Source organism: Sterolibacterium denitrificans (genome assembly GCF_900174485.1).
Taxonomy (GTDB): domain Bacteria; phylum Pseudomonadota; class Gammaproteobacteria; order Burkholderiales; family Rhodocyclaceae; genus Sterolibacterium; species Sterolibacterium denitrificans.
Genome location: NZ_LT837803.1, coordinates 1,575,049 through 1,600,027, shown reverse-complemented (window position 1 = coordinate 1,600,027; position 24,979 = coordinate 1,575,049). Strand labels below are relative to the sequence as shown.

27 protein-coding genes are annotated in these 24,979 nt (G+C 62.5%); 19 read left to right on the top strand and 8 right to left on the bottom strand.

The window, feature by feature from the left end; all coding sequences use genetic code 11:
* The first annotated feature begins 39 nt into the window (after nucleotides 1-39).
* The 3 genes from yajC (at nucleotide 40) to secF (ending at nucleotide 3,531) form a co-directional block, all read left to right on the top strand.
* A complete protein-coding gene (gene yajC, locus SDENCHOL_RS07375; RefSeq protein WP_154716644.1) occupies nucleotides 40-381 on the top strand; it encodes a preprotein translocase subunit YajC in 342 nt (113 codons plus the stop codon).
* Nucleotides 382-552: 171 nt separating this feature from the next.
* Nucleotides 553-2,433 carry a protein translocase subunit SecD gene (gene secD / locus SDENCHOL_RS07370; protein WP_154716643.1) on the top strand — a complete coding sequence of 627 codons (1,881 nt, stop codon included), beginning with the start codon at nucleotides 553-555 and terminating at the stop codon, nucleotides 2,431-2,433.
* A 78-nt stretch (nucleotides 2,434-2,511) separates the two neighbouring features.
* Nucleotides 2,512-3,531, top strand: coding sequence for a protein translocase subunit SecF (gene secF / locus SDENCHOL_RS07365; RefSeq protein WP_154716642.1), 1,020 nt, complete (start codon nucleotides 2,512-2,514; stop codon nucleotides 3,529-3,531).
* Nucleotides 3,532-3,606: 75 nt separating this feature from the next.
* On the opposite strand, the gene SDENCHOL_RS07360 is transcribed toward secF, so the two are convergent.
* The 3 genes from SDENCHOL_RS07360 to coaBC all read right to left on the bottom strand — a co-directional run bounded on the left by SDENCHOL_RS07360 (nucleotide 3,607) and on the right by coaBC (nucleotide 5,920).
* Nucleotides 3,607-4,182: a class I SAM-dependent methyltransferase gene (locus tag SDENCHOL_RS07360; protein ID WP_172955024.1), complete on the bottom strand. Its 576-nt coding sequence runs from the start codon at nucleotides 4,180-4,182 to the stop codon at nucleotides 3,607-3,609.
* 71 nt (nucleotides 4,183-4,253) lie between these two features.
* On the bottom strand, nucleotides 4,254-4,724 hold the full coding sequence (gene dut, locus SDENCHOL_RS07355) for a dUTP diphosphatase (protein WP_154716640.1): 471 nt from the start codon (nucleotides 4,722-4,724) through the stop codon (nucleotides 4,254-4,256).
* Entirely contained in the window at nucleotides 4,724-5,920 is a 1,197-nt protein-coding gene (coaBC, locus tag SDENCHOL_RS07350) for a bifunctional phosphopantothenoylcysteine decarboxylase/phosphopantothenate--cysteine ligase CoaBC (protein WP_154716639.1), read from the bottom strand. The genes dut and coaBC overlap by 1 nt, the downstream gene beginning before the upstream one ends.
* Before the next feature lie 55 nt (nucleotides 5,921-5,975).
* On the opposite strand from coaBC, the gene radC reads away from it, so the two are divergent.
* The 3 genes from radC to rpmG all read left to right on the top strand — a co-directional run bounded on the left by radC (nucleotide 5,976) and on the right by rpmG (nucleotide 7,214).
* Nucleotides 5,976-6,653, top strand: coding sequence for a RadC family protein (radC, locus tag SDENCHOL_RS07345; protein WP_154716638.1), 678 nt, complete (start codon nucleotides 5,976-5,978; stop codon nucleotides 6,651-6,653).
* 117 nt (nucleotides 6,654-6,770) lie between these two features.
* A complete protein-coding gene (gene rpmB / locus SDENCHOL_RS07340) occupies nucleotides 6,771-7,007 on the top strand; it encodes a 50S ribosomal protein L28 (RefSeq protein WP_154716637.1) in 237 nt (78 codons plus the stop codon).
* Nucleotides 7,008-7,046: 39 nt separating this feature from the next.
* Complete coding sequence (gene rpmG, locus SDENCHOL_RS07335; RefSeq protein ID WP_154716636.1) at nucleotides 7,047-7,214, top strand: 50S ribosomal protein L33; 168 nt, start codon at nucleotides 7,047-7,049, stop codon at nucleotides 7,212-7,214.
* A gap of 99 nt (nucleotides 7,215-7,313) precedes the next feature.
* On the opposite strand, the gene SDENCHOL_RS07330 is transcribed toward rpmG, so the two are convergent.
* Both SDENCHOL_RS07330 and purB read right to left on the bottom strand, forming a co-directional pair.
* Nucleotides 7,314-7,643 carry a DUF2322 family protein gene (locus SDENCHOL_RS07330; RefSeq protein WP_154716635.1) on the bottom strand — a complete coding sequence of 110 codons (330 nt, stop codon included), beginning with the start codon at nucleotides 7,641-7,643 and terminating at the stop codon, nucleotides 7,314-7,316.
* Between the two features lie 10 nt (nucleotides 7,644-7,653).
* A complete protein-coding gene (purB, locus tag SDENCHOL_RS07325; RefSeq protein ID WP_154716634.1) occupies nucleotides 7,654-9,018 on the bottom strand; it encodes an adenylosuccinate lyase in 1,365 nt (454 codons plus the stop codon).
* Between the two features lie 175 nt (nucleotides 9,019-9,193).
* On the opposite strand from purB, the gene SDENCHOL_RS07320 reads away from it, so the two are divergent.
* Nucleotides 9,194-9,802 (top strand): glutathione S-transferase N-terminal domain-containing protein, encoded by a 609-nt coding sequence (locus tag SDENCHOL_RS07320; RefSeq protein WP_154716633.1) that lies wholly within the window; start codon nucleotides 9,194-9,196, stop codon nucleotides 9,800-9,802.
* Nucleotides 9,803-9,805: 3 nt separating this feature from the next.
* On the opposite strand, the gene mnmA is transcribed toward SDENCHOL_RS07320, so the two are convergent.
* Together mnmA and SDENCHOL_RS07310 are read right to left on the bottom strand one after the other, a co-directional pair.
* Nucleotides 9,806-10,900 (bottom strand): tRNA 2-thiouridine(34) synthase MnmA, encoded by a 1,095-nt coding sequence (mnmA, locus tag SDENCHOL_RS07315; RefSeq protein WP_154716632.1) that lies wholly within the window; start codon nucleotides 10,898-10,900, stop codon nucleotides 9,806-9,808.
* Nucleotides 10,893-11,360: an NUDIX hydrolase gene (locus SDENCHOL_RS07310; RefSeq protein ID WP_154716631.1), complete on the bottom strand. Its 468-nt coding sequence runs from the start codon at nucleotides 11,358-11,360 to the stop codon at nucleotides 10,893-10,895. The genes mnmA and SDENCHOL_RS07310 overlap by 8 nt, the downstream gene beginning before the upstream one ends.
* 148 nt (nucleotides 11,361-11,508) lie before the next feature.
* Here SDENCHOL_RS07310 and SDENCHOL_RS07305 point away from each other — a divergent pair, with 148 nt between their 5' ends.
* The gene (locus tag SDENCHOL_RS07305) at nucleotides 11,509-12,081 is read left to right on the top strand and encodes a methyltransferase family protein (RefSeq protein WP_154716630.1); all 573 of its coding nucleotides are present in this window, start codon (nucleotides 11,509-11,511) and stop codon (nucleotides 12,079-12,081) included.
* A 55-nt stretch (nucleotides 12,082-12,136) separates the two neighbouring features.
* On the opposite strand, the gene purM is transcribed toward SDENCHOL_RS07305, so the two are convergent.
* Complete coding sequence (gene purM / locus SDENCHOL_RS07300) at nucleotides 12,137-13,192, bottom strand: phosphoribosylformylglycinamidine cyclo-ligase (protein WP_154716629.1); 1,056 nt, start codon at nucleotides 13,190-13,192, stop codon at nucleotides 12,137-12,139.
* A 185-nt stretch (nucleotides 13,193-13,377) separates the two neighbouring features.
* Between purM and SDENCHOL_RS07295 the strand changes: the two genes are divergently transcribed.
* The 11 genes from SDENCHOL_RS07295 to SDENCHOL_RS07245 all read left to right on the top strand — a co-directional run bounded on the left by SDENCHOL_RS07295 (nucleotide 13,378) and on the right by SDENCHOL_RS07245 (nucleotide 24,942).
* Entirely contained in the window at nucleotides 13,378-14,487 is a 1,110-nt protein-coding gene (locus SDENCHOL_RS07295; RefSeq protein WP_154716628.1) for an AI-2E family transporter, read from the top strand.
* Nucleotides 14,484-15,254, top strand: coding sequence for a DnaA regulatory inactivator Hda (gene hda / locus SDENCHOL_RS07290; protein WP_197706872.1), 771 nt, complete (start codon nucleotides 14,484-14,486; stop codon nucleotides 15,252-15,254). The genes SDENCHOL_RS07295 and hda overlap by 4 nt, the downstream gene beginning before the upstream one ends.
* Complete coding sequence (locus SDENCHOL_RS07285; RefSeq protein WP_154716627.1) at nucleotides 15,235-15,903, top strand: HAD family hydrolase; 669 nt, start codon at nucleotides 15,235-15,237, stop codon at nucleotides 15,901-15,903. The genes hda and SDENCHOL_RS07285 overlap by 20 nt, the downstream gene beginning before the upstream one ends.
* Nucleotides 15,904-15,981: 78 nt before the next feature.
* Nucleotides 15,982-17,358: a polynucleotide adenylyltransferase PcnB gene (gene pcnB / locus SDENCHOL_RS07280; protein WP_154716626.1), complete on the top strand. Its 1,377-nt coding sequence runs from the start codon at nucleotides 15,982-15,984 to the stop codon at nucleotides 17,356-17,358.
* On the top strand, nucleotides 17,355-17,888 hold the full coding sequence (folK, locus tag SDENCHOL_RS07275; protein ID WP_154716625.1) for a 2-amino-4-hydroxy-6-hydroxymethyldihydropteridine diphosphokinase: 534 nt from the start codon (nucleotides 17,355-17,357) through the stop codon (nucleotides 17,886-17,888). The genes pcnB and folK overlap by 4 nt, the downstream gene beginning before the upstream one ends.
* Before the next feature lies 1 nt (nucleotide 17,889).
* The gene (locus tag SDENCHOL_RS07270) at nucleotides 17,890-18,246 is read left to right on the top strand and encodes a DMT family protein (protein WP_154716624.1); all 357 of its coding nucleotides are present in this window, start codon (nucleotides 17,890-17,892) and stop codon (nucleotides 18,244-18,246) included.
* Between the two features lie 73 nt (nucleotides 18,247-18,319).
* The gene (panB, locus tag SDENCHOL_RS07265; RefSeq protein ID WP_154716623.1) at nucleotides 18,320-19,132 is read left to right on the top strand and encodes a 3-methyl-2-oxobutanoate hydroxymethyltransferase; all 813 of its coding nucleotides are present in this window, start codon (nucleotides 18,320-18,322) and stop codon (nucleotides 19,130-19,132) included.
* Nucleotides 19,133-19,137: 5 nt separating this feature from the next.
* Nucleotides 19,138-19,965 (top strand): pantoate--beta-alanine ligase, encoded by an 828-nt coding sequence (gene panC / locus SDENCHOL_RS07260; protein WP_154716622.1) that lies wholly within the window; start codon nucleotides 19,138-19,140, stop codon nucleotides 19,963-19,965.
* Between the two features lie 101 nt (nucleotides 19,966-20,066).
* Nucleotides 20,067-20,447, top strand: coding sequence for an aspartate 1-decarboxylase (panD, locus tag SDENCHOL_RS07255; RefSeq protein WP_154716621.1), 381 nt, complete (start codon nucleotides 20,067-20,069; stop codon nucleotides 20,445-20,447).
* A gap of 125 nt (nucleotides 20,448-20,572) precedes the next feature.
* The gene (locus tag SDENCHOL_RS07250) at nucleotides 20,573-21,811 is read left to right on the top strand and encodes an efflux RND transporter periplasmic adaptor subunit (RefSeq protein WP_154716620.1); all 1,239 of its coding nucleotides are present in this window, start codon (nucleotides 20,573-20,575) and stop codon (nucleotides 21,809-21,811) included.
* A gap of 2 nt (nucleotides 21,812-21,813) precedes the next feature.
* Entirely contained in the window at nucleotides 21,814-24,942 is a 3,129-nt protein-coding gene (locus SDENCHOL_RS07245; protein WP_154716619.1) for an efflux RND transporter permease subunit, read from the top strand.
* Nucleotides 24,943-24,979 lie beyond the last annotated feature (37 nt).

Here is a 24,979-nt window from a genome sequence, read left to right as displayed (position 1 = left end):
TATAATCCGCGGCTTGAATAAAATTCACAGGAGTCCGTCGTGCTGATTTCCAACGCTTACGCCCAGGCTGCAGGGGCCGCTCCCGATGGCATGGGTGGTCTGGTGCAGTTGCTGCCGATCATGCTGATGTTCGTGGTGCTGTGGTTCCTGATGATCCGCCCACAGATGAAGAAAGCCAAGGAACACAAGAACATGGTCGACGCGCTGGCCAAGGGTGACGAGATCGTGACCCAGGGCGGCATGGCCGGACGCATCGTCAAGATCGGCGAAAACTACCTGACCGTCGAAGTCGGCACGATCAAGGACCAATCCGTCGAAATCTTCATTCAGAAGAATGCCGTCGCCAACCTGCTGCCGAAGGGAACGCTGAAGAGTCTGTGAGGCCTCCCGCCGAGGCCCGCCTTGGCCATGAGGGCTGAGGAGTAAAGCCTTCTCAGCCGGCTCTTCGTTCTTCGGCCCGTACCGCGGTTTCAGGTTTCAGCACGCCATCCCTCTCCCAGCTCTTCGCAAGCCACTTCTCACTCCCAATCTCTCGCACCTCGCTCCTCGCACATGAATCGTTATCCCCTCTGGAAGAACATTCTGGTCGCCGTGACCCTGTTGCTCGGCGCTCTCTATACCCTGCCGAACTTCTATGGCGAATCGCCGGCAGTACAGATTTCCAGCGTCAAGGCCACCGTCAAGGTAGACGAGAAGGTTCAGGCAAATGCCGCAGAGGCGATCAAGGCGGCCAATCTTGCGGATGACGGCATATTCGTCGACAACAACAGCATCCGCATCCGCTTCAAGGATACCGATACGCAAATGAAGGCCAAGGACGTCATCGCCAAGGCCCTCAACCCCGATGCCGACGATCCCGCCTACAGCATCGCCCTCAACCTGCTTTCCGCTTCGCCGCAGTGGCTGACCAACCTGCATGCCCTGCCGATGTATCTGGGTCTGGATTTGCGTGGCGGCGTGCATTTTCTCCTGCAGGTGGACATGAAGGGCGCACTGACCAAACGCCTGGATGCCACCACGGCCGACCTCCGCAGCCTGCTGCGGGAAAAGACGATACGCCATAGCGGCATCAGCCGCGAAGGCATGAATCTGGCCGTACTCTTTCGCGATGCCGAAACCCGCAACAAGGCTCGTTCCATCCTGACCAATGCGCAGCCCGATCTGGCCTTCAGTGAAACCACCCGCGGCGATGACTACAAGCTCATCGGCAGACTCAAGCCGGAAGCAGAAAAGAAGATTCAGGAATTTGCCATCAAGCAGAACATCTCTACACTGCGCAACCGCATCAATGAACTGGGTGTCGCCGAGCCCGTCATCCAGCAGCAAGGCGCCGACCGCATCGTCGTCCAACTGCCCGGCGTACAGGACACCGCCAAGGCCAAGGACATCCTCGGGCGCACGGCCACCCTGGAAATCCGCATGGTCGATGACGAGAACAGCGCCAATCCTGCCGTCATGGAGCAGGCCGCGCGCGGACAGCCGCCCATCGGCACCGAGTACTACACCGAGCGCGAAGGCCGCGCCCTGCTGGTCAAAAAACAGGTCGTGCTGACCGGCGAACGGCTGACCGATGCCCAGCCCGGTTTCTCGGGCGATACACACGAACCGGCCGTTCATCTGACGCTGGATTCGGCCGGCGCGCGCATTTTCAAGGAAGTCACCCGCGACAACGTCGGCAAACGCATGGCCATCCTGCTGATCGAGAAGGGCAAAGGCGAAGTCGTTACCGCGCCGGTGATCCGCAGCGAAATCGGCGGCGGCCGCGTGCAGATCAGTGGCCGCATGAGTACCGTCGAATCCAACGACATCGCCCTGCTGCTGCGCGCCGGCTCGCTGGCAGCGCCGATGGACATCATCGAAGAGCGCACCATCGGCCCCAGCCTGGGCAAGGACAACATCGAAAAGGGATTCAACTCGACCGTCGGCGGCTTCATCGCCATTGCCATTTTCATGACGGTGTACTACGTCGTATTCGGCTTGGTCTCGGTCGTCGCGCTGACCTCCAACGTGATGTTCCTGTTCGCCCTGCTCTCGCTGCTGCAGGCAACGCTGACACTGCCGGGGATTGCCGCCATTGCCCTGACGCTGGGCATGGCCATCGATGCCAACGTGCTGATCAATGAGCGCATCCGCGAAGAATTGCGCAATGGCGATTCACCGCAATCCGCCATCTTCAAAGGCTATGAGCGCGCCTGGGCGACGATTCTCGACTCCAACGTCACGACGATGATTGCCGGCATTGCACTGCTGATCTTCGGTTCCGGTCCCATCCGCGGCTTTGCCGTGGTGCATTGTCTGGGCATCCTGACTTCGATCTTCAGCTCGGTCGTGGTTTCGCGCGCCCTCATCAACCTGATCTATGGCTCGCGGCGCAAGATCGACAGGCTGTCCATCGGCCAGGTCTGGAAACCGGATCCGGCAGGAACCAAATAACCGCGATCCAATCATTCGGCCAATCCAACCGACTGCCGCCGCCGTTCCCGCATACACAGATACCCAAGGTCCCGCCTCATGGAATTTTTCCGTATCAAGAAGGACATCCCCTTCATGCGCTATGCGCTGGTGTTCAACATCATTTCGTTGATCACCTTCCTGCTTGCCGTTTTTTTCCTCGCCACCAAGGGCTTGCATCTGTCCATCGAGTTCACCGGCGGTACCCTGATGGAAGTCAGCTACAGCCATCCGCCCGATGTGGACAATGTGCGCAAGCGCCTGCTGCAGGACGGATTTCTTGACCCGCAAGTGCAGAATTTCGGCAGTTCGCGCGATCTGCTGATCCGCCTGCCGCTGAAGACGGCCGAGGAAGGCGCTACCAGCAAGGAAAGCGAACGCATCTTCACTTCGCTCTGTGCCATGGTCCAGGGCCAGCCGCAAAAACTCGACTACACCACCGAACAAGGCGAGGACATCAAAAAAACCGTCTGCCACGATGCCAGCGGTGCCGAGCCGGTGGCCCTCAAGCGCATCGAGTTCGTCGGCCCGCAGGTCGGCAAGGAGCTCGCCTCCGATGGCGCCATGGCGCTGCTGCTGGTGGTCTTCGGCATCGTCATCTATCTGGCATTCCGCTTCGAATGGCGTTTCGCCATCGCGACCATCATCGCCAACCTCCATGACGTGGTGATCATCCTTGGCTGCTTCGCGTTCTTTCAGTGGGAATTCTCGCTCCCGGTGCTGGCTGCGGTGCTGGCCGTGCTGGGCTATTCGGTGAATGAATCGGTCGTGGTCTTCGACCGCGTGCGTGAAATCTTCCGGAAAAAGCGTGGCATGACCACGGCAGAAGTCCTCGACCACTCCATCACCGTCAACATGTCCCGTACCGTCATCACCCACGGCTCGACGCAAATGATGGTCACCTCGATGCTGATTTTCGGCGGCACGGCCCTGCACTACTTCGCTTTGGCCCTGACCATCGGCATCCTCTTCGGAATTTACTCTTCGGTGCTGGTCGCCTCGCCGCTGGTCATGTGGCTCGGCGCTTCACGCGAACAGTTCGTGCAGCCGAAAAAGGTCAAGGAAGAAGCCGTGATCTAGCTTCGGCAAACTGTCCCCAGAACAAAAGGCGCCGAGCGGACACTCGGCGCCTTTCGTCTTTCCGGCATCAAGCATTCAGCGTTTTTTCAGGATGAACTGGCACTTCTTGATGCAGACCAGTTCGACGTCATCCCGCGTCGCCACGAATTCATCGACCGCCCGCTTGACGCCGCCTTCCCACCAGCCGCCTTCTCCGTAGTCATCGCCGGTAATCAAGCCGCCGGGTTTGACGCAACGACAGGCTTGCTCCAGATCGGACTTGACGAACTCGTAGAGGTGATTGCCATCGATATACACCCAGTCGAGATGGGCGTCGGGCAGGCTGGCAAAGGCGTCCGAGGAATAAGCACGCAGCACCTTCACCTTGCCGCGGGAAATGGCTGCGGCAAAACGCTGCTTTACCGCATCGCAACGCCTGTCCATGCGTTCCTGGCTGCCGCCGAGCCAACCACCGTACCAGGAGTTTTTGTACTTGCTTGAGGATTCGTATTTCCAGGGATCGACGAGATAGAGCAGTTCCGGACTCGTGCGTTCGAGAATGCGCTTGGTGAAATCCCCCTTATGCACGCCGATTTCCATGCCTGTTGCATTTTTTGGCAGGCTATCCAGAAGGAAATTGCGCGCATCGAAATCCAGGATGCGTTGAATCAAGCCACTGTTCCAAGCCATATGCGGTTCTCCGTGCTCTCTCTGAATTCAGAGGTGTAGCGTTTGGATGCAGATCATCCCTTGCCGGTACTGCCAAAGCCACCAGCACCGCGCTGGCTGGCCTCAAAATCTTCGACGACGTTGAATCCCACCTGCAGCACCGGCACAACTACCAGTTGCGCCAGGCGTTCGAGTGGATTCAGCGTGAAGGCTTCCTTGCCGCGATTCCAGGTGGAAACGAAGATCTGCCCTTGATAATCGGAATCGATCAAGCCGACCAGATTGCCCAGCACGATGCCATGCTTGTGACCCAGCCCCGAGCGCGGCAGGATCATGGCGGCCAGGCCGGGATCGGCCAGGTGAATGGCGATACCCGACGGCACAAGGTGCGTCGTGCCGGGCTGAATCACCAGCGGCGCGTCGATGCAGGCGCGCAGATCCAGGCCGGCCGCGCCAGGAGTGGCATATTGCGGAGCGAATTCGCCGGCCTCGCCAGCGGCATTCTTGAGCCGGGGATCGAGTATCTTGATATCGATGGTATGCATCAGTCCTGCTCCAGCATGTTGGCAATATGGGCGACGATACCGCGCGCAATTTCCATTTTCGGGCCCGGTGTCAGCTTGTGTTGGCCGGCATCATCGAACAGGATCACGGAATTGCCGTCGCTCCCCAGGCCATCCTGCACCAGATTGCCGACCACCAGCGGCAGCTTTTTTGCCAGCCGCTTGCTTTCGGCATAGTCGGCGAGATTCTGACTCTCGGCGGCAAAACCGACACAGAAAGGCGCGGCCGGCAAGCTTGCAACCTCGGCCAGGATATCGGGATTCGCCGTCACTTCGATGGTCAATGCACTGCCGACAGCCGTCTTCTTGATTTTGTGTTCGGACGCCTGCACCGGACGGTAATCGGCCACGGCGGCAACCCCGATAAAAATATCCGCTGCGGCAACCGACTTCAGCACCGCCGCACGCATTTCCAGCGCAGTTTGTACGTCGATGCGCGTTACGGCGGCTGGCGTCGGCAAGCTGACCGGACCGGCCACCAGCGTCACCTCGGCGCCGGCTTCGGCACAAGCGCGCGCCAGGGCAAAGCCCATCTTGCCCGAACTCGAATTGGTCAGCCCGCGCACCGGATCGAGCGGCTCGAAGGTCGGTCCTGCCGTCAGCAGCACGCGGCGTCCTGCCAGCAATTTCGGCTGGAAAAAAGCCGTCAGTTCGTCAAACAATTCCTGCGGCTCCAGCATGCGGCCGAGACCGACTTCGCCACAGGCCTGCTCGCCGCAAGCCGGGCCGAGCAGTCGCACGCCATCGTCAAGCAATTGCCTGACGTTGCGCCGGGTGGCCGGATTCTCCCACATCTGGCGATTCATCGCCGGCGCGGCCAATAAGGGGCAATCACGCGCCAGACAGAGCGTGGACAGCAAATCGTCGGCACGCCCCTGGACAAGCTTGGCCAGGAAATCTGCGCTCGCCGGCGCAAGCAGGATCGCATCGGCGCCGCGCGTCAGGTCGATATGCCCCATGCCGCGCTGCTGCCGCGCATCCCACAGATCGCTCCAGACCGGGCGGCCGGTCAGGGCCTGGAAGGTGGTCGCGCCGACGAAGCGCGCCCCGGCTTCGGTCAACACGACGTCAACCTGGGCCCCGGCCTTGACCAGAAGACGCGCCAGCTCGGCGGCCTTGTAGGCTGCAACGCCCCCCGTAACGCCGAGCAGTATGGTTTTGCCGGACAATTCATTCATGCCGTGTAAAATCCCAAACGAATAAACAGAGATGAATAGCGGACCATTCTAACTTATGGCGATTACCGACTGGCCTGAACATGAGCGCCCCCGTGAACGTTTGCTGCAGAACGGCACGGCCGCCCTCTCCGATGCTGAACTGCTGGCCATCTTCTTGCGCATCGGCGTACGCGGCAAAAGCGCTGTCGACCTGGCGCGCGATCTGCTCGCCCACTTCGGCTCCCTCACCCGCCTGGGCAATGCCTCGGTCAGCGAATTTGCCAGCATCCCCGGCATGGGCACGGCAAAGTACGCGCAACTCCAGGCCGTTCTCGAAATGGCGCGCCGCGCGCTGCGCGAGGAACTCCAGCATGGCGACCTGCTTTCCACACCCGGCGCCGTACGCGACTGGCTGCGCCTGCATCTGGCGCACCTGCGTCATGAATGCTTCGTCGCCATCTGGCTCGACGCGCAGAACCAGCTCATCGCCAATGAAGAGCTGTTTCGCGGCACCCTCACCCAGACCAGCGTCTATCCGCGCGAAGTCGTCAATCAAGCCCTGCGCCACAATGCCGCTGCCGTGATTTTTGCCCACAACCACCCTTCGGGCATCACCGAGCCCTCGCGCGCCGATGAAATGCTGACCTCGACGCTGAAACAGGCCCTGGGGCTCATCGACGTCAGGCTGCTCGACCATTTCATCGTCGCCGGCAATGCCGCCCCCCTGTCATTCGCCGAAAAAGGCTTGCTGTAACGCCAGTTCGCCCCTTCGTCTCACGCCTCACGCCTTACCCATTATTTTCTTGAACATTTCCTCAAGGCTCCGGTATAATGGCGTGCTTTGCAGAACACAGAACCCTGGAGCAAACAAATGTCCCGCGTATGCCAAGTAACGGGCAAGGCCCCGATGGTCGGAAACCACGTTTCCCACGCCAACAACAAAACCAAGCGCCGTTTCCTGCCGAACCTGCAGTACCGCAAGTTCTGGGTCGAGAGCGAAAACCGCTGGGTGCGTCTGCGCGTCTCGAACGCCGGCCTGCGCACCATCGACAAGAACGGCATCGAGGCCGTCCTTGCCAATTTGCGCAGCCGTGGCGAAACCGCCTGAGCGCTGAACACGTCACCAAGATACTGACCGGAGAAGATCATGGCCAAAGGCGCCCGCGAAAAAATCAAGCTCGAATCCACGGCCGGCACCGGCCATTTCTACACGACCACCAAGAACAAGCGCAACATGCCCGAAAAGATGGAGATCATGAAATTCGATCCCAAGGCTCGCAAGCATGTCGCCTACAAGGAAACCAAGCTGAAGTAAGCACAAGCCGGTATCCGTTCTGAAAAAAACCGCACCCAGGTGCGGTTTTTTTCGTTTCCGTATTACCCTTTTCCTGACGGCGCGGTCTGCCAGCCTCGCTCATTCATCCAGCGCAAATTGATGCTTCACCCGCAGGGTTTGCGGCTGCGGCGCCTCGACCAGCTTGAGTAGACGGTCGATATGCGGATGCCTGCCCGGATGCGCGCGCGCCTCCTCGACGTGCTCGGCATACAATTCCAGCCCCTTTCTCGCCGCATCGGCAGTGATCGCGCCGAACAACTGCCCCAGGTGGTTATAAACCGCCAGCGAGCCGGCCTGGCCGGGCTTGTTTTCGATGGTGGCCACGACGCTGCCCTCTGCATCCACCAGTTGCAACGCAGCAAGATGGGAAACCTTCGGCAATTGCTTGAGATTGTTGGCGAAGCTCATTCAGCTTCCTTCAGATGCGCTTGGCCAGCTCGACGGCCTTGCCGAGATAGCTTGCCGGGGTCATCGCCAGCAGGCGCGTCTTTTCGGTTTCGGGAATGTCCAGCGTGCGGATGAATTCATGCAGGCCCTCCCGCGTGATGCCCTTGCCGCGCGTCAGATCCTTCAGTTTCTCGTAGGGATTCTCCACCGCAAAACGCCGCATCACCGTCTGCACCGGCTCGGCCAGCACTTCCCAGCAGGCATCGAGATCGTCGGACATGCGCTGGGCATCGGCTTCCAGCTTGCCCAGACCACGCAAGGTGGAATCATAGGCCAGCACTGAATAGCCAAACGCCACGCCCATGTTGCGCAACACCGTGGAATCGGTCAGATCGCGCTGCAGCCGCGAAATCGGCAGCTTTTCAGCCAAGTGGCGCAGGACGGCATTTGCCAGCCCCAGGTTGCCTTCGGAATTCTCGAAATCGATGGGATTGACCTTGTGCGGCATGGTCGACGAACCGATCTCGCCGGCCTTGGGCTTCTGCTTGAAATAGCCGAGGGAAATGTACTGCCAGATGTCGCGATCGGCATCGATCAATATCGTATTGGCGCGCGCAATCGCGTCGAACAGCTCGGCCATCGCATCGTGCGGTTCGATCTGGATGGTATATGGGTTGAACTCCAGGGCGAAGGATTCGATGAAGCCGCGGTTGAAACTCTCCCAGTCGAACTCGGGATAAGCCGCCAGATGCGCGTTGTAATTGCCGACCGCGCCATTGAACTTGGCGGTCAGCGACACCGCGGCGATGCGCTGGGTGGCGCGTTCGAGACGGGCGCAGATGTTGGCCATTTCCTTGCCCAGCGTGCTCGGCGTGGCGGGCTGTCCATGCGTGCGCGAAAGCAGCGGCAACGCCGCATGGGCGTGGGCCAGTTCGCGAAAGCGCAGCACCAGGGCTTGCAGGGTCGGCAACAGCACGGCGCTGCGCGCTTCCTGCAGCATCAGGGCATGCGAGAGGTTGTTGATGTCTTCGGAAGTGCAGCCGAAGTGGATGAATTCGGCCGCCGCCATGACTTCGGCATTGCCCGCCAGGCGCTCCTTGAGCCAGTACTCCATCGCCTTGACGTCATGATTGGTGCGGGCCTCGATTGCCTTGATCGCCTCGCCGTCGGCCACGCTGAAATTGCTCACCACCTCGTCAAGCTCGGCGATCGTGGCCGCCTTGAAAGGCTGGATTTCATCAAGCTGCGGCGCACCGGCAAGCGCCTTCAGCCATTTGACTTCGACCTGAACACGGCGCTTGATCAAGCCATATTCGGAAAAATATTCGCGCAGGGCTTCGAGTTTCTGGGCATAGCGGCCGTCGAGCGGCGAAAGAGCGGTCAGTGTCGTCAGCATGTCGGGGATCAGTCAATGAAAATCGCCTGGCCGATTGGCGCAAGCAAACAGCCGGGCATTTTAACATTCACCTGCCTTCCTTGAAGGCGATCGGACGATGGGCGATAATCAGCCGCCCATGATCCACGCCCGCAGATGCTGATCGTTTTTATCGTTTGATTGTTGATTGCGCCACATGAAACTGCTTGGTTCCCTGACCAGTCCCTACGTTCGCAAGGTACGCATCGTGCTCGCCGAAAAAAAGATCGAGTGCGAGTTCGTCGTCGATTCACCCTGGATTGAGGGCAACAGCATTGCAGACCACAACCCGCTGGGCAAGGTGCCGGTGCTCCTCCTGGACGATGAAAGCACGCTCTACGACTCGCGCGTCATCGTCGAATATCTCGACACGCTTTCGCCGAACAAGCGTCTGATTCCCTCCGGCGGACGCGAACGAATCAGCGTCAAGCGCTGGGAAGCGCTCGCCGACGGCATTGCCGATGCGGCAGCGAATGCCCTGCTGGAGTCGCGCCGTCCCGACGGCGAGCGCAGCCCCGCATGGATCGAACGCCAGCGCAGCAAAATGATCGCCGGTCTGCAGGTCATGGACGATGATCTCGGCGAAAACGCCTGGTGCCACGGCAACGGCCTCAGCCTGGCCGACGTCGCCGCCGGCAGTGCGCTGGGCTACATCAGTTTCCGCCACCCCGACATCGACTGGCGCGGCAAGCACGGCGCGCTTGCCAGACACTACGACCGGCTGATGCAGCGGCCCTCCTTCGCCGAGAGCGTGCCGCACGATTGAGCCTCAGGCGATCACGCCGCCGCCCAGGCATACCTTCGATTCGTAGAGCACCACGCTCTGCCCCGGCGTCACCGCCCATTGCGGCGCGGCAAAAGCGATTTCGCAGGACTCGGCATCGACCGCATCGACCTCGCACGGCGCATCCGGCTGACGGTAGCGGGTCTTCGCCGTATATACCCAGTGAGTGTGCGGCAGACGCCCGCTGACCCAGGACAGATCGCGCGCCACCAGGCGGTCCTTGAGCAAGGCCGGATGATCGCGCCCCTGCACCACCAGCAGCACATTGCGCGCCATGTCCTTGGCGGCGACGTACCAGGCCTCGTGATCCCCCGCCTCGTCGGCATTGCCCTTGAGGCCACCGATGTGCAGCCCCTTGCGCTGGCCGATGGTGTGATAGATCAGGCCCTCATGGCGGCCGATCACCTTGTCGTCTTCCAGCGTGCGGATCTCGCCGGGTTGACCGAGCAGGTAACGGCCGAGGAATTCGCGGAACGGCCGCTCGCCGATGAAGCAGATGCCGGTGGAATCCTTCCTGGCAAAATTGTGCAGCCCGGCTTCCTCGGCCATCTTGCGCACTTCGCGCTTGTAGAGGTGGCCGATGGGAAACAGCGTCTTTTCCAGTTGCTGCTGGTTCAGGCGATGCAGAAAGTAGCTTTGATCCTTGGTGCCATCCTCGCCCTTGAGAAGCTGCCAGTCGCCCAGGAAATGACGCACCTGGGCGTAGTGGCCGGTGGCAATCCGCTCGGCGCCGAGTTTCACGGCATGGTCGAGAAAAGCCTTGAACTTGATTTCGGCATTGCACAGCACGTCCGGATTGGGCGTGCGTCCGGCCTGGTACTCGCGCAGGAATTCGGCAAACACCCGCTCCTTGTATTCGGCGGAGAAATTCACCACTTCCAGATCGATACCGATGACGTCGCAGACGGATGCCGCATCGACCAGATCCTGACGCGACGAGCAGTATTCCTCATCGTCATCATCCTCCCAATTCTTCATGAACAGGCCGGTCACCTGCCAGCCCTGCTGCTTGAGCAGCAAGGCGGCCACGGAAGAATCGACGCCGCCGGACATACCGACGATGACGCTGCGCTTAGTCATAATGCTTCACCAGATCGAGTGGATAACGATTCCCCGCAAGATAATCGCGGATACATTGCAGTATCAGCGGGCTGCGGTGTTGCGCGGCCAACGCCTGGATTTCCTCCAGCGTCAGCCAGAGCGCGCGCAATATGCCCGCATCGAGAGGCCGCCCGGCTTCTTCCGTTCCCAGTTCGCCGCAATAGGCGAAACGCAGATAGGTCAGATCGCGCTGCGCGGACGGCCATTGATAGATGCCCACCAGCGCTTGCGGCCGAAAATGCCAGGCCGTCTCTTCCAGCGTCTCACGCGCGCAGGCCTGCAGCAGGGACTCGCCGGTATCCAGATGACCGGCCGGCTGGTTGTAGCGAACCACCACGCCGCCCGCGCCGTCGCCGACCTCTTCCTCGACCAGCAAAAAACGGCCGTCGCGCTCGATCACGGCGGCTACGGTGACATGGGGTTTCCAGATCGCGCTCATCCCGACATTTTAACGCGACAGGCCGGTTTATCCGGCATGACGAGCGCTGCCGCATTCAGAACACAGCACATTCAACATACCGCCCGTCCTGCCTCGCTGCCTCGTAGAATGACGCCATAATTTTTGCCACCCGACCAAAGGATGCCCCATGCCCTTCCACATCACCTATCACGCCTATCTGGTCGTCCTGCTGTATGGCACAGCCGAACTGGCATTGGCGCTCAAGCGGCGGGCCGGCCACGAGACGGTCAGTGCGGATCAAGGCACGCTGCGCCTGATCTGGCTGATCAATTCGATTTCGATCGGCATCGCGCTCCTGCTGGAGCGGCGTCTGGATTTTGCCAACATGGCTTTCTTCCAGGCACACCACGGCATCGGCATCGCCGTGCTGCTCGCCGGCATCCTGCTGCGGATTCATGCGATCGTGCATCTGGGCCGTTTCTTTACCGTCAACGTTGCCATCGCCGATGATCACCGGGTGGTCGATAGCGGCCCCTACCGCTGGCTGAGGCATCCTTCCTACACCGGCGTGCTGCTGATCAGTCTGGGGCTGGGCCTGTGTCTGGCCAACTGGGTTGGGCTGCTGATCATCCTGCTGCCTTCAACCGCCGTCCTGCTCTGGCGCATCACCGTCGAAGAACGGGCGCTGCATGCCGGATTGGGCGCGGCCTACGCCACCTATGCGCAGCGCACCTGGCGGCTGATTCCCTTCATCTACTGAAGCGCGGAGCCGAAGCGGCTGAATGACGGAATAACTGAACGCTTCAGTCTCAGCCTCAAACGACCGTCGTCTGCGCCTGACCCGGCTGGCGCGCTTCGATGCGGCCGATGGTGTAGACCGTTTCGCCCTGCGCCTGGAGAATCTCGCTGGCGCGTTGCCGGTGTTCGGCGGCAACGATGACGGCCATGCCGATGCCGCAATTGAAGACGCGGTGCATCTCGGCGTCGGCGACCTGGCCTTCGCGCTGCAGCCACTGGAACAGCGGCGGCAACGGCCAGCCGTTGCGGTCGAGCGTCGCGGTGAGATGATCGCCGAGGATGCGCGGCACGTTCTCGGTCAAACCGCCGCCGGTGATGTGCGCCATGCCCTTCACGCCGCCCTCGCCGAACTGCTGCATCAGCGCCAGCAACGGCTTCACGTAGATGCGCGTCGGCGCCATGACCGCATCGCCGAACGGACGACCGTGGAAATCGGCGGCCATGTCGGGCTGCGCGCGTTCGATGATCCTGCGGATCAACGAATAGCCGTTGGAATGCGCACCGCTGGAAGCCAGGCCCAGCACCATGTCGCCCGGCACGATGCGCTTGCCGTCGATGATCTGCGACTTCTCGACGGCGCCAACGGCGAAGCCGGCGAGGTCGTATTCACCGTCCGGATACATGCTCGGCATTTCGGCAGTTTCGCCGCCGATCAGCGCGCAACCGGCGAGCTCGCAGCCCTTGGCAATGCCTTGAATGACACTGGCGGCGACATCCACATCCAGCCGGCCACAGGCGAAGTAATCGAGGAAGAACAGCGGCTCGGCGCCCAGCACCAGGATGTCATTGACGCTCATCGCCACCAGATCCTGACCGACGGTGTCGTGACGGTTCAACTGGAAGGCAAGCTTGAGCTTGGTACCGACGCCATCCGTGCCGGAAACCAGCACCGGCTCGCGGTATTTCTTCGACATTTCGAACAAGGCGCCAAAGCCGCCGATGCCGCCGAGCACTTCCGGCCGCATGGTGCGTTTGGCAAACGGCTTGATGCGTTCGACGAGCGCATCGCCGGCGTCGATATCGACGCCCGCATCGCGATAGGTCAGAGAAGAGGAAGAGGGGGAATTTGTCATGCTCAAGTTGAGTTCCTGCGGGCTGGCGGCTAAAGTAGCGGCTTGATGCTTGATGGTAATGGCCTGATCCTGGTGCGCTTGCCACAAGCCAAAAATCGAGCCGCAAATTTTACCGGAAATGTTCAGGGCGTGCCCTGCACCCGAACGGAACGAGTACTTTCATAATCGCCATCCGCATGGACCGCATGGAAATACGCCCCGACAACCACGCCGACCGTCTGCAGACCCTGCTCTGGAGTGCCTGCGGACTGGCCCTGCTGTGGCTGCTGTATCTGCTCAGTCCCATCCTGACGCCATTCCTGCTGGCGGGCATCTTCGCCTATATCTGCGCGCCGCTGGTCGATCGCCTGGCGCGCCATCGCATCCCGCGCACGGCGGGCGCCCTGCTGGTGATCCTGCTGCTGGCTACGCTCCTGATGCTGCTGGGATTGATCCTGCTGCCGCTGATCCGCGAAGAAGGCCAGCAGATGATGGATCGCCTGCCCGCACTCGTTGCGCTGTGGAACGAACGGGCCATGCCCTGGCTGCAGCAGCATTTCGGCATCCAGCCGCATGCCATGGATGCCGCCGCCATGAAACGGCTGCTCAGCGAAAACCGCGACAGCGTGCAGAACATCCTGCACTCACTGCTGCAGTCCCTGAAAATCGGCGGCATGGCGATGATCGGCATGTTCACCACGCTGATACTGCTGCCGATCGTGATGTTCTATCTGCTGGTGGATTGGCATCACCTGCTCGAACGTCTCGACGGCTTCGTCCCTCGCCCCTGGCATGCCCAGACGCGCCGGATCGCCCGCGAAATCGATGCCGTGCTGGGTGAGTTTCTCCATGGCCAGATGTCGGTCATGCTCTCCTTGGCGGTGTATTACAGCCTGGGACTGTGGCTGGCCGGCGTGAACTTTGCCCTGCCGGTCGGCGTGCTCACCGGCCTGCTGATTTTCGTGCCCTATGCCGGCTTTGCCCTCGGTCTCGGCCTGGCCATCCTGGTCGCCCTGCTGCAATTCGAAGGCATCGGCCCGCTGATCGGCGTGGCCATCGTCTATAGCCTCGGCCAGGTTCTGGAAAGCTTCGTCCTCACCCCCTGGCTGGTTGGGCAACGCATCGGGCTGCATCCGCTGGCGGTGATCTTCGCCCTGCTCGCCTTCGGCCAGATTTTCGGCTTCTTCGGCATCCTGCTGGCGCTGCCGGCCTCGGCGGTTCTGCTGGTGGGTCTGCGCCACGTCAGCGCAAGCTATCTCGACAGCCGTCTCTATCGCGGCGAAGCTGAAAGCGAAGACAAAGAGCTGCCTCCATGATGCACATGAATCCGCGCCGGCAACAGCAACTGCTGCTCGGCCTCGGCCCCGAGGCCGCCCCGCCGACGCTGGACAATTTCATCGTCGGCGACAACCACGAGCCCATGGCGCGCATCAGGGCGCTGGGCGATCCGGGCGCTTTCGACCAGATCTATCTGTGGGGCGAACCCGGTTGCGGCCGCAGCCACCTGCTTGCCGGCGCCCGGGAAGCCGCCCTGGCTGCCGGACGCAACGTCTGCTTCATGCGCGGCAGCGACCTGGGCGGCGAACTGAACGCCCCGCCCGGCAGCCTGATCATCATCGACGACGTCGATACGCTCGACGAAACCGCCCAGATCACCCTGTTCCGCACCTTCAATGCCGCCCGCCTGGTCGGCCTGGCGCTGCTGCTGGCCGGCGACAGGCCGCCATTGCGGCTGGAACTGCGCGAAGACCTGCGCACCCGCATCGGCGCCGCGCTGATTTACGAAATCCACCCGCTGGGCGACATCGAAAAAGCCGCGGCGCTGCGGCACCACGCAACGACGCGCGGCATGCGCATCGACGATGCGCTGATCGACTACCTTCTGCATCATGGCCGCCGCGACCTGCCTTCGTTATTGTGGATGCTCAACGAAGCCGATCAGGCCTCGCTCGAACTCAAACGCCCCCTGACCCTGCCGCTGCTGCGCGACGTGCTGGCGCGCAATCGGCAACGAACGCCCGAACTGCAACCTGCCGTACCGATGAAAGAGAAAGAACGAGAGCATGAACCTGGCGCTGTTTGACCTCGACAACACCCTGCTGGCCACCGACAGCGATTTCGAATGGGCGCAATTCCTCATCGGACAAGGCGTGCTCGACCGCGAAGTGCAGGAAGCCAAGAACATCGAGTTTTACGCGCAATACCAGGCAGGCACGCTGGACATCGACGCTTTCCTCGACTTCCAGTTGCAGCCGCTGTCGCGTCACGACCGCCGGCAACTGGACGCCTGGCATGCGGAATTCATGACGCGCCGCATCCGCCCGAACATCACCCGGCAGGCCCGTGACCTGGTGGAACGCCACCGCGCGGCCGGCGATCTGCTGGCCATCGTCACCGCGACCAACAGCTTCGTCACCGGCCCCATCGCCCGCGAATTCGGCATTTCCCATCTGATCGCCACCATCCCCGCCCAGGACTGCCGCAGCGGCCGCCATACCGGCAAGCCGACCGGCCTGCCGGCCTTCCGCGCGGGCAAGATCGATCGCGTCGAAGCCTGGCTGGAATCCATCGGCACCTGGTGGGGCAGCTTTCCGCAAAGCTACTTCTACAGCGACTCGCACAACGATCTGCCCTTGCTGTCGCTGGTCAGCCATCCCGTCGCCGTCGACCCCGACGCGACCCTGGAAGCGCACGCAGGGCAGCAGGGTTGGCCAATCATCAGCCTGCGCTGAGATTGCAGCTTCGGCTTCCTGTATCATTGCTGCCCTTCCCGCCCGCCGTTCGGGCCGGCCCATTCCAAATCATCGCCCATGATCCGCAAGCTGTTGCATCGCGCCGCCAAGGCATTCTGGCGCCCCAACCCTACGCTCCAATCCCGAAACGCGCCGGCGGTCATTCCGCAGCAGCGTCACGGCATCCGCCGCGACGGCATTTCGCCGGGCGCCCTACGCACCTGCGACACCCTGCAACGCGCCGGCTTCGCGGCCTATGTGGTCGGTGGTGCAGTGCGCGACCTGATTGCCGGCCTCAATCCCAAGGACTTCGACATCGCCACCGATGCCACGCCCGAGCAAGTGCGCGCCCTGTTCCGCCGCTCGCGCATCATCGGCCGGCGCTTCCAGATCGTCCATGTGATGCAGGGCGGCGAAACCCTGGAAGTCTCCACCTTCCGCGCAACCCACGATGCCGACACGCAAAAGGACGAACACGGCCGCGTGCTGCGCGACAACGCCTGGGGCAGCCAGGCCGAGGATGCCGCCCGGCGGGACTTCACGATCAATGCCCTGTATTACGATCCGGCCAGTGAAACCGTGCTGGACTACCACCATGGCGTGGCCGACATCCAGCAAAAAACCCTGCGCATCATCGGCGATCCGCGCACGCGCTACCGCGAAGATCCGGTACGCATGCTGCGCGCCGTGCGCCTGTCGGCCAAGCTGGGATTGAGCATCGACCCGGCGGCGCGCCAGCCGATCCGCGAGATGGCCAGCCTGATGGAAAACGTGCCGGCCGCGCGCGTCTTCGACGAAATGCTCAAGCTGCTGTTTTCCGGCCATGCCTTCGAATGCCTGCGGCGCCTGCGTGCAGAAGGACTCCACCACGGCCTGCTGCCCTTGCTCGACGTCATTCTCGAGCAGCCGCGCGGTGAGAAGTTCGTCATCCTGGCCCTGGAAAATACCGACCAGCGCATCCGCCAGGGCAAACCGACCTCGCCCGGCTTTCTTTTCGCCACCCTGCTCTGGCACGAAGTGCTGGCCGACTGGGAACAGCGCAAGGCGCGCGGTGAAGTACCGATTCCCGCGCTCTACGCGGCGATGGACGGCGTGCTGGAACAGCAAGCCGACAAACTTGCCATCACCCGCCGCATCAGTGGCGACATCAAGGAAATCTGGGCCCTGCAACCGCGCTTCGACAAGCGCAGCGGCAAGACGCCGCTGCGTCTGATCGAACAGCCGCGCTTTCGCGCCGGCTACGATTTTCTCCTGCTGCGCGCGCAAAGCGGCGAAGTGCCGATGGAACTGGCCGACTGGTGGACGCGCTTCCAGGAAGTCGATACCGGGCAGCGTCTAAGCATGCTGATGCCCGACGGCAGCACGAAAAAACGCCGGCGGCGCAGCCGCGGCCGCAGCCGCAGCCGTTCAGACGGCGCGAACGACACCAACGGCGGTACGGAGTCGCCCGAGTGACAACCGCCGATCCCGGCAATGCGGCGACAGGCTGCATTGCCTACGTCGCGCTCGGCGCGAATCTTGGCCGCCCCATCGACACGCTCAAGGCGGCGCTGACCGAACTCGCCGGCCTGCCGGCAGCACGCCTGAGAGCGCGCTCCTCGCTGTATCGCACGGCGCCGGTCGGCCTCAAGCAGCAGCCGGATTTCATCAATGCCGTTGCCTGCCTGGACATTCCCGACCGCAGGCTGCTGCCGCCGCAAGCGCTCCTTGCCGCGCTCTTCGCCATCGAAGAGCGCTTCGGCCGCCAGCGCAGCGTGCCCAACGCCGCGCGCACGCTGGATCTCGATCTGCTGCTGTACGGCGAGGAACGCTTGCACACGCCGCAGTTGATGCTGCCGCATCCGCGCATGCACCAGCGCGCCTTCGTGCTCGCGCCGCTGCTTGAAATCGCGCCGGATTGCATGATTCCCGGCCATGGCGCGGCAACGACGCTGCTGGCAGCCTGCCGCGACCAGACCATCGAAAAACTGAACCTGCCCTGCTGACATGCCGCCGCTGCCGCATCTTCCCATCGTGCTGCAAACGGCGCTGCTGCTCGCCGCCTCGAATGTCTTCATGACTTTCGCCTGGTACGCGCATCTGAAGAATCTCAACGGCAAGCCATGGTGGATCGCCGCGCTGGTCTCCTGGGGCATTGCGCTGTTCGAATACCTCTTGCAGGTACCGGCCAATCGCATCGGCCATCAGGAACTGGATCTGGCGCAACTGAAAATACTCCAGGAAGCCATCACCCTGGCGGTATTCGTTCCCTTCGTGCTCTTCTACATGCAGCAGCCGCTCAAGCTCGATTACCTGTGGGCCGCGCTGTGCATTCTTGCTGCGGTATATTTCATCTTTCGCTGATCGCCTTCCCTTGGTCGACGCACGCCACGTCCAATCCAATACGCAACGCCGGCCGTCAAAAGGATTCCGCCCCATGAGCTATCTCGTCTCGGACAAGCCCGTCACCCTGCACGAACTCGGCACCCGCTACGCCGCCGGTGAAAAGATCGCCACCCTGACCGCCTACGACGCCAGCTTTGCCGCCCTGCTCGACCGCTGCGGCATCGACGTGATCCTGGTCGGCGACTCGCTCGGCAACGTGCTGCAGGGCCACGGCACCACGCTGCCGGTCACCATGGAGCACATGATCTATCACACCGAGTCGGTGGCGCGCGGCAGCAAGCGCGCCTTCGTCGCGGCCGACATGCCCTGGGCCTCCTACCAGGAAAGCCCCGCGCAGGCGCTGCGCAATGCCAGCCGCCTGATGGCCGCCGGCGCGCAGATGGTCAAGCTGGAAGGCGGCGCGGTGATGGCCGAGACCGTGCGTTTTCTCAGCGAACGCGGCATCCCGGTCTGGGCCCACATCGGCCTGACGCCGCAATCGGTGCATGCGCTGGGCGGCTACCGCGTGCAGGGCAAGGGCGAGGATGCCGCGCGGCGCATGAAGGACGACGCGCTCAGCCTGCAGCAGGCCGGCGCCGCCATGCTGCTGATCGAAATGATTCCGGCCACGCTGGGCGCCGAGCTCACCCAACTGCTGAAAATCCCCACCATCGGCATCGGCGCAGGCCCCGGCTGTTCCGGCCAGGTGCTGGTGCTGCACGACATGCTCGGCATCTACCCGGGCAAGACCGCCCGTTTCGTGCGCAACTTCCTGCAGGGTGCCGAAAGCATCGATGCCGCCGTGCGCGCCTATGTCGGCGCCGTCAAGGACGGCAGCTTCCCGGCACCCGAGCACACCTACTGAATCCCATGAAAATCTGCGAAACCATCGCCGCGCTGCGCGCCATGCTCAAGGACGCCGGCCGCGTGGCCTTCGTCCCCACCATGGGCAACCTGCATGACGGCCATATCGCCTTGATGCGCCAGGCACGCCAGCACGGCGACTGCGTGGTGGCGAGCATCTTCGTCAATCGCCTGCAGTTCCGCCCCGGCGAGGATTTCGACAAGTACCCGCGCACCTTCGCCGCCGACTGCCAGCGCCTGACCGAAGCCGGCGTCGATGTCCTGTTCTTCCCCGCCGAAAGCGAGATGTATCCGGCGCCGCAGCAGTACCACGTCGAACCGCCAGCGGAACACGATGCCATCCTCGAAGGCGCATGCCGTCCCGGCCATTTTCGCGGCGTGGCCACGGTGGTGGCCAAGCTGTTCAACATCGTCCAGCCGCAAGCCGCCCTGTTCGGCCGCAAGGATTTCCAGCAACTGATGGTGATCCGCAGCATGGTGCGCGATCTGGCGCTGCCCGTGGAAATCATCGCCGGCGACACCGTGCGCGCGGAAGACGGTCTGGCGTTGTCCTCGCGCAACGGCTACCTTTCCGCGGCCGAGCGCGCCGAGGCGCCCAATCTGTACCGCATCCTGAACGAAATCCGCAGCGCCATCCTGCGCGGCGAGCAGGATTACGGCCGTCTCGAACGCGCCGCCATGGATGAACTCGCTGCGCGCGGCTGGCGCCCCGACTATGTTGCAGTGCGGGAAAAGCTTGGATTACAATTGCCACCCGCTCACGAATCCGGACTGGTGATTCTGGCTGCAGCACTCCTTGGGAGCACGCGCCTGATCGACAATCTGGAAGTCTAGGCCACTGCGATGCGCTCATGCCGGCAGTCGCCAGAAGCGGGAAATGGAAGGTAATGGAAGATTGACCGTACTCCCTTTGCATGAGAAAGGAACCCGGCGCCATGCAACGCACCATGCTCAAATCCAAGCTGCACCGCGTGACGGTGACGCACTCCGAACTGCACTATGAAGGCTCCTGCGCCATCGATCAGACGCTGCTCGATGCTGCCGACATCCGCGAATACCAGCAGATCGAAATCTACAACGTGACCAATGGCGAACGCTTCAGCACCTACGCCATCGTCGCCGAACGCGGCAGCGGCATCATCTCCGTGAATGGCGCCGCTGCGCGCAAGGCCGCGGCCGGCGATCTGCTGATCATCGCCACCTATGCCAGCTACAACGAAGTCGAACTGTCCAGCTTCCAGCCCGATCTGGTGTATGTCGATGCCCGCAACCGCATCATGAAGCAAAGCAGCAAGATTCCCGTACAAGCCGCCTGAACCGGCTGGCCGCCCTGCCTGCCCTGCGCATGAGGGCGGCCACATCCGTCTTGCATTAGAATCAGCCGCTTGTCGCAAAAAAATATAACGAAAACACTCCCACAAGCCACCCAACCCACCCGCTGATGACGACCACCCCGCCCCGGAATACTGCCCGGTTTGCGGCAGCGCTTGCCTGCCTGAGCTGTGCGCTTCTGCTTGCCGCCTGTGGCTCAGGGGACGCTGGTGATTCGGCCGGCAAGGCCGCCCCCACGCAGGCGACGAACGCAACGAACACATCGGGCACCGCGGCAGCGCCGGCCGAGACACTCATCGAACTGGCCGAAAGCGATCTGCTCACCGTCCAGGCCGGGGAAATCGAGCAAACCCTGCGCGCCAACGGCACCCTGCATGCCCGGCAGGAAACCGTGGTGAGAGCCAAGGTTGCCGGAGAAATCCTTTCCGTCGCGGTGCGCGAAGGCGAGCGCATCGGCGCCGGCCAGGAGCTCGCGCGCATCGACGATCTCGAATACCGGGCCCGCCTCGATGACCGCCAAGCCGCCCTGGAAGCCGGCCGCGCCCAGGCGGCACTCGCCGAATCGACGCGCCGCAAGAACGAGGAATTGCGGCAGAAAAACTTCCTCTCCGAGCTTGCCTACGACAATGCCAAATCGGCTGCCAGCATCGCCAGCGCCCAGGTGCAGTCACTGCAAGCGCAACTGACGCTGGCGGAAAAAGCCTTGCAGGACACCGTGGTGCACGCGCCGATCAGCGGCTGGATCGCCGAGCGTGCCGTGCAGCGCGGCGACAAGGTTTCGCCGGATGGCAAGCTGTTTACCATCGTCGACCTTTCCCGCCTCGAACTCGAAGCACAGGTAGCCGCCAACGAAGTGGCGCGCGTCGCCATCGGACAGCCCTTCACGGCCAGCGTCGAAGGCTATGCCGACAGGCAGTTCAAGGGACGCGTCTCGCGCATCGGCGCCCAGGCGCAACCGGGCAGTCGAGCCGTCACCATTTACATCGAAATCCCCAATCCGGATGCCGCCATCAGGGCCGGCCTGTTCGCTGCGGGAACCTTGAGTCTGGGCGGCAGCACGGCCGCCGCCCTGGTGCCGCTGACCGCCCTGCACAGCGCCGCCGGCGTCGACTTCGTCTACGCCGTGATCGACGGCCGGATCCGCCGCACGCCGGTAAAAATCGGCATGCGCAGCGAAGCCGCCGGACTTGCCGAAATCCTTGACGGGCTGAATGCCGGCACCCGCATCGTTGCCGCCAACCTCGGCCCCTTGAAGGAAGGCGCCGGGATCAGGGTCGTTTCGACCAGTGGCGCAAACGCGCCGGCAACCCACGATACCGGCACCGCCTCCACCCCGGCAGGACGCTGAGCATGTGGCTCACCCGCGTCAGCATCCGCAATCCGGTCATGGCGGCCATGCTGATGTTCGCGCTGGTGGTCATGGGCGTGTTCTCCTACAGCCGCGTACCCGTCGACCAGTTTCCCGACGTCGAAATCCCGGTGGTCGTGGTCAACACCGAATACCCGGGAGCCGCCCCCGAGTCGGTGGAAAACGACGTCACCCGCAAGATCGAGGAAACCGTCAACACCATCAACGGCGTCAAGCAGATCCACTCACGCTCGTATGAAGGCTACTCGGTCATCATCATCGAGTTCGAGCTGACGGTCGATCCGGCGCAGGCCGCCCAGGACGTGCGCGAGAAAGTTTCCGGCATCCGCGCCAAATTGCGCCGCGAGGTAAAGGAGCCGAAGATTTCGCGCTTCGACCCGGCCGACCGGCCGGTGATTTCCTACGCCATCACCTCGCTCGGCGACAAGCGCAGCCTGCGTGAGCTGACCACTCTGGCCGACCAGGTCATCAAGAAACGCATCGAGAACGTGCATGGCGTCGGCGCCGTCAACCTGATTGGCGGCGTCATGCGCGAGATACACGTCTACCTCAAGCCGGCCGCGCTCGAAGCCTATGAGCTGAGCGCCGATCAGGTGCTGAATGCCGTGCGCAGCGCCAATCAGGAAGTGCCGACCGGCGCGCTGCGTTCAGAGAACCAGGAGCGCACGGTACAGATCAAGGGCAAGCTGACCAGCATCGACAGCTTCAACCACGTCGTCGTCGGCCGGCGCGGCGGCCAGCCGGTCTATCTGCATCAGGTGGCCAGCGTCGTCGATGGCGCCGAGGAGCAGGACAGTCTGGCGCTGATCGATGGCAAACGCACGCTGGCGCTCGACGTCCTCAAGGCGCAGGGAACGAACACCATCGAGGTCATCAACGACATCCAGCGCAATGTCGAAGAATTGAAGGCCGACCTGCCGCCCGACGTGCAACTGACCGTGGCCAAGGATGCCGCGCTGGCCATCCGCGCGAGCGTCAGCGATGTCGAAATGACCATGCTCGAAGGCGCCATACTGACGGTGCTGATCGTCTTCCTGTTCCTGAACTCCTGGCGCAGCACGGTAATCACCGGCCTGACATTGCCGATCTCGATGATCGGCACTTTCATGTTCATCTACATGTTCGGCTTCACCGTCAACATGTTGACGCTGGTGGCGTTGTCGCTGTGCGTCGGCCTGCTGATCGACGATGCCATCGTGGTGCGTGAAAACATCGTCCGCCACGTCGATCTGGGCGCCGACCACCACAAGGCATCGCTCGACGGCACCGACGAAATCGGCATGGCCGTGTTTGCCACCACCATGACCATCGTTGCCGTGTTCGCGCCGATCGGCTTCATGGGCGGCATCATCGGCCGCTTCTTCCATCAGTTCGGCCTGACCGTCGTTGCCGCCGTGCTGATTTCCATGTTCGTCGCCTTCACGCTCGACCCGATGCTTTCATCCGTCTGGGACGATCCCAAGCCGGAAGAAATCAAGCGTCCGAACATCCTCGATCGCCTGATGCTGCTGCTGGCCAGGCCGATGCGCTGGTTCGAGCGGCGCATGGAATGGACCACCCACACCTACGGCTCGATGCTGGGCTGGTCGCTGCGCCATCGCGTGAATACCCTGATCCTCGCCATCGGCTCGATGGTTGCCAGCTTTTTCCTGCTGCCCTACGTCGGCACCGAAATGCTGCCCAACGCCGACTTCGCCGAAACCCTGGTCAATTTCACCACGCCGGAAGGCTCCTCGCTCGAACTCACCGAAACCAAGGCCAAGCAGGTCGATGCGGCGCTGCGCGAATTTCCCGACGTCGAATATACCTACACGGCCATCAACACCGGTAATGCCAACGGCAAGAACAGCGCCGCGCTGTACGTCAAACTGACGCCGCGCAAACAGCGCACGCGCAGCCAGGCGGAGCTGACCCAGCCGATCCGCGAACGCCTGCAGCAAATCGCCGGCATCACCGTCACCCACGTCGGCACGGTCAATCCGGTGATGCAGGGCAAGCAACTGGTATTCAGCCTGCAGGGGCCGGACATGCAGGTACTGACCCGCCTTGCGGCCGATGCCCGGAAGCGGCTGGACGAAATTCCCGGCATCGTCGACCTCGACACCAGCCTCAAGCCCTCGAAGCCGACCGTCGGACTCGATATCCGCCGCGATGTCGCGGCCGACCTCGGCATCGACGTAACGCAACTGGGCATGGCCCTGCGCCCTTTCCTCGCCGGCGAAGAAGCCGGCAGCTGGCTCGCGCCGGACAACCAGAACTATGACATCAAGGTACGTCTGGCGCCGGAAGACCGCGTCTCACCGGCCGATCTCGAACGCATCATGCTGCAGACCGCCCGCGTCAATCCCGACGGCTCGCCCAAGATGGTGCCGCTCAGCCAGGTCGCCCGCATCAGCAGCAGCACGGGCGTGCAGCAAATCAACCGACGCGACCTGACGCGCGAAGTCGAATTCAACGCCAACGCCCACGGCCGCTCGGTCGGCGAAATCAGCAGCGAAATCAAGGCTGCGCTCGACAAGCTCGACTGGCCGCCCGGCTACCGCTACAAGATCGGCGGCTCGACGCGCGACATGGAAGAAGCCTTCCACTATTCTTCACAGGCGCTGATGCTGGCGATCCTGTTCATCTACATGATCCTCGCCGCGCAATTCAACAGCTTCATCCAGCCACTCTCCATCATGGCCTCGCTGCCGCTGACGCTGATCGGCGTGGTGCTCTCGCTGCTGATCTTCGGCAGCACGCTCAACGTCTTCTCGATCATCGGCTTCATCCTGCTGATGGGCCTGGTCACCAAGAACGCCATCCTGCTCATCGACTTCGCCATCCGCGCCCGCGCCGAGGGCATGCCGCGCGAAGCCGCGCTGATCGAAGCCGCGCGCGTGCGCTTCCGTCCGATCATCATGACCTCCATGGCAATGGTCTTCGGCATGCTACCGCTGGCCTTCGGCAGTACCAGCGAGGGCGCCGAACTGCGCATGCCGATGGGGCAGACGGTCATGGGCGGCGTGATCACCTCCTCCATCCTGACCCTGGTCGTCGTACCGGTGATCTACACTTATCTCGACGACCTGGAAGCTTGGCTCAAGCGCATCCTCAGCAAGCCGCAATAATCCAGCCCCGCCGGTCTATCGTCCAGCCCAGGAGAGA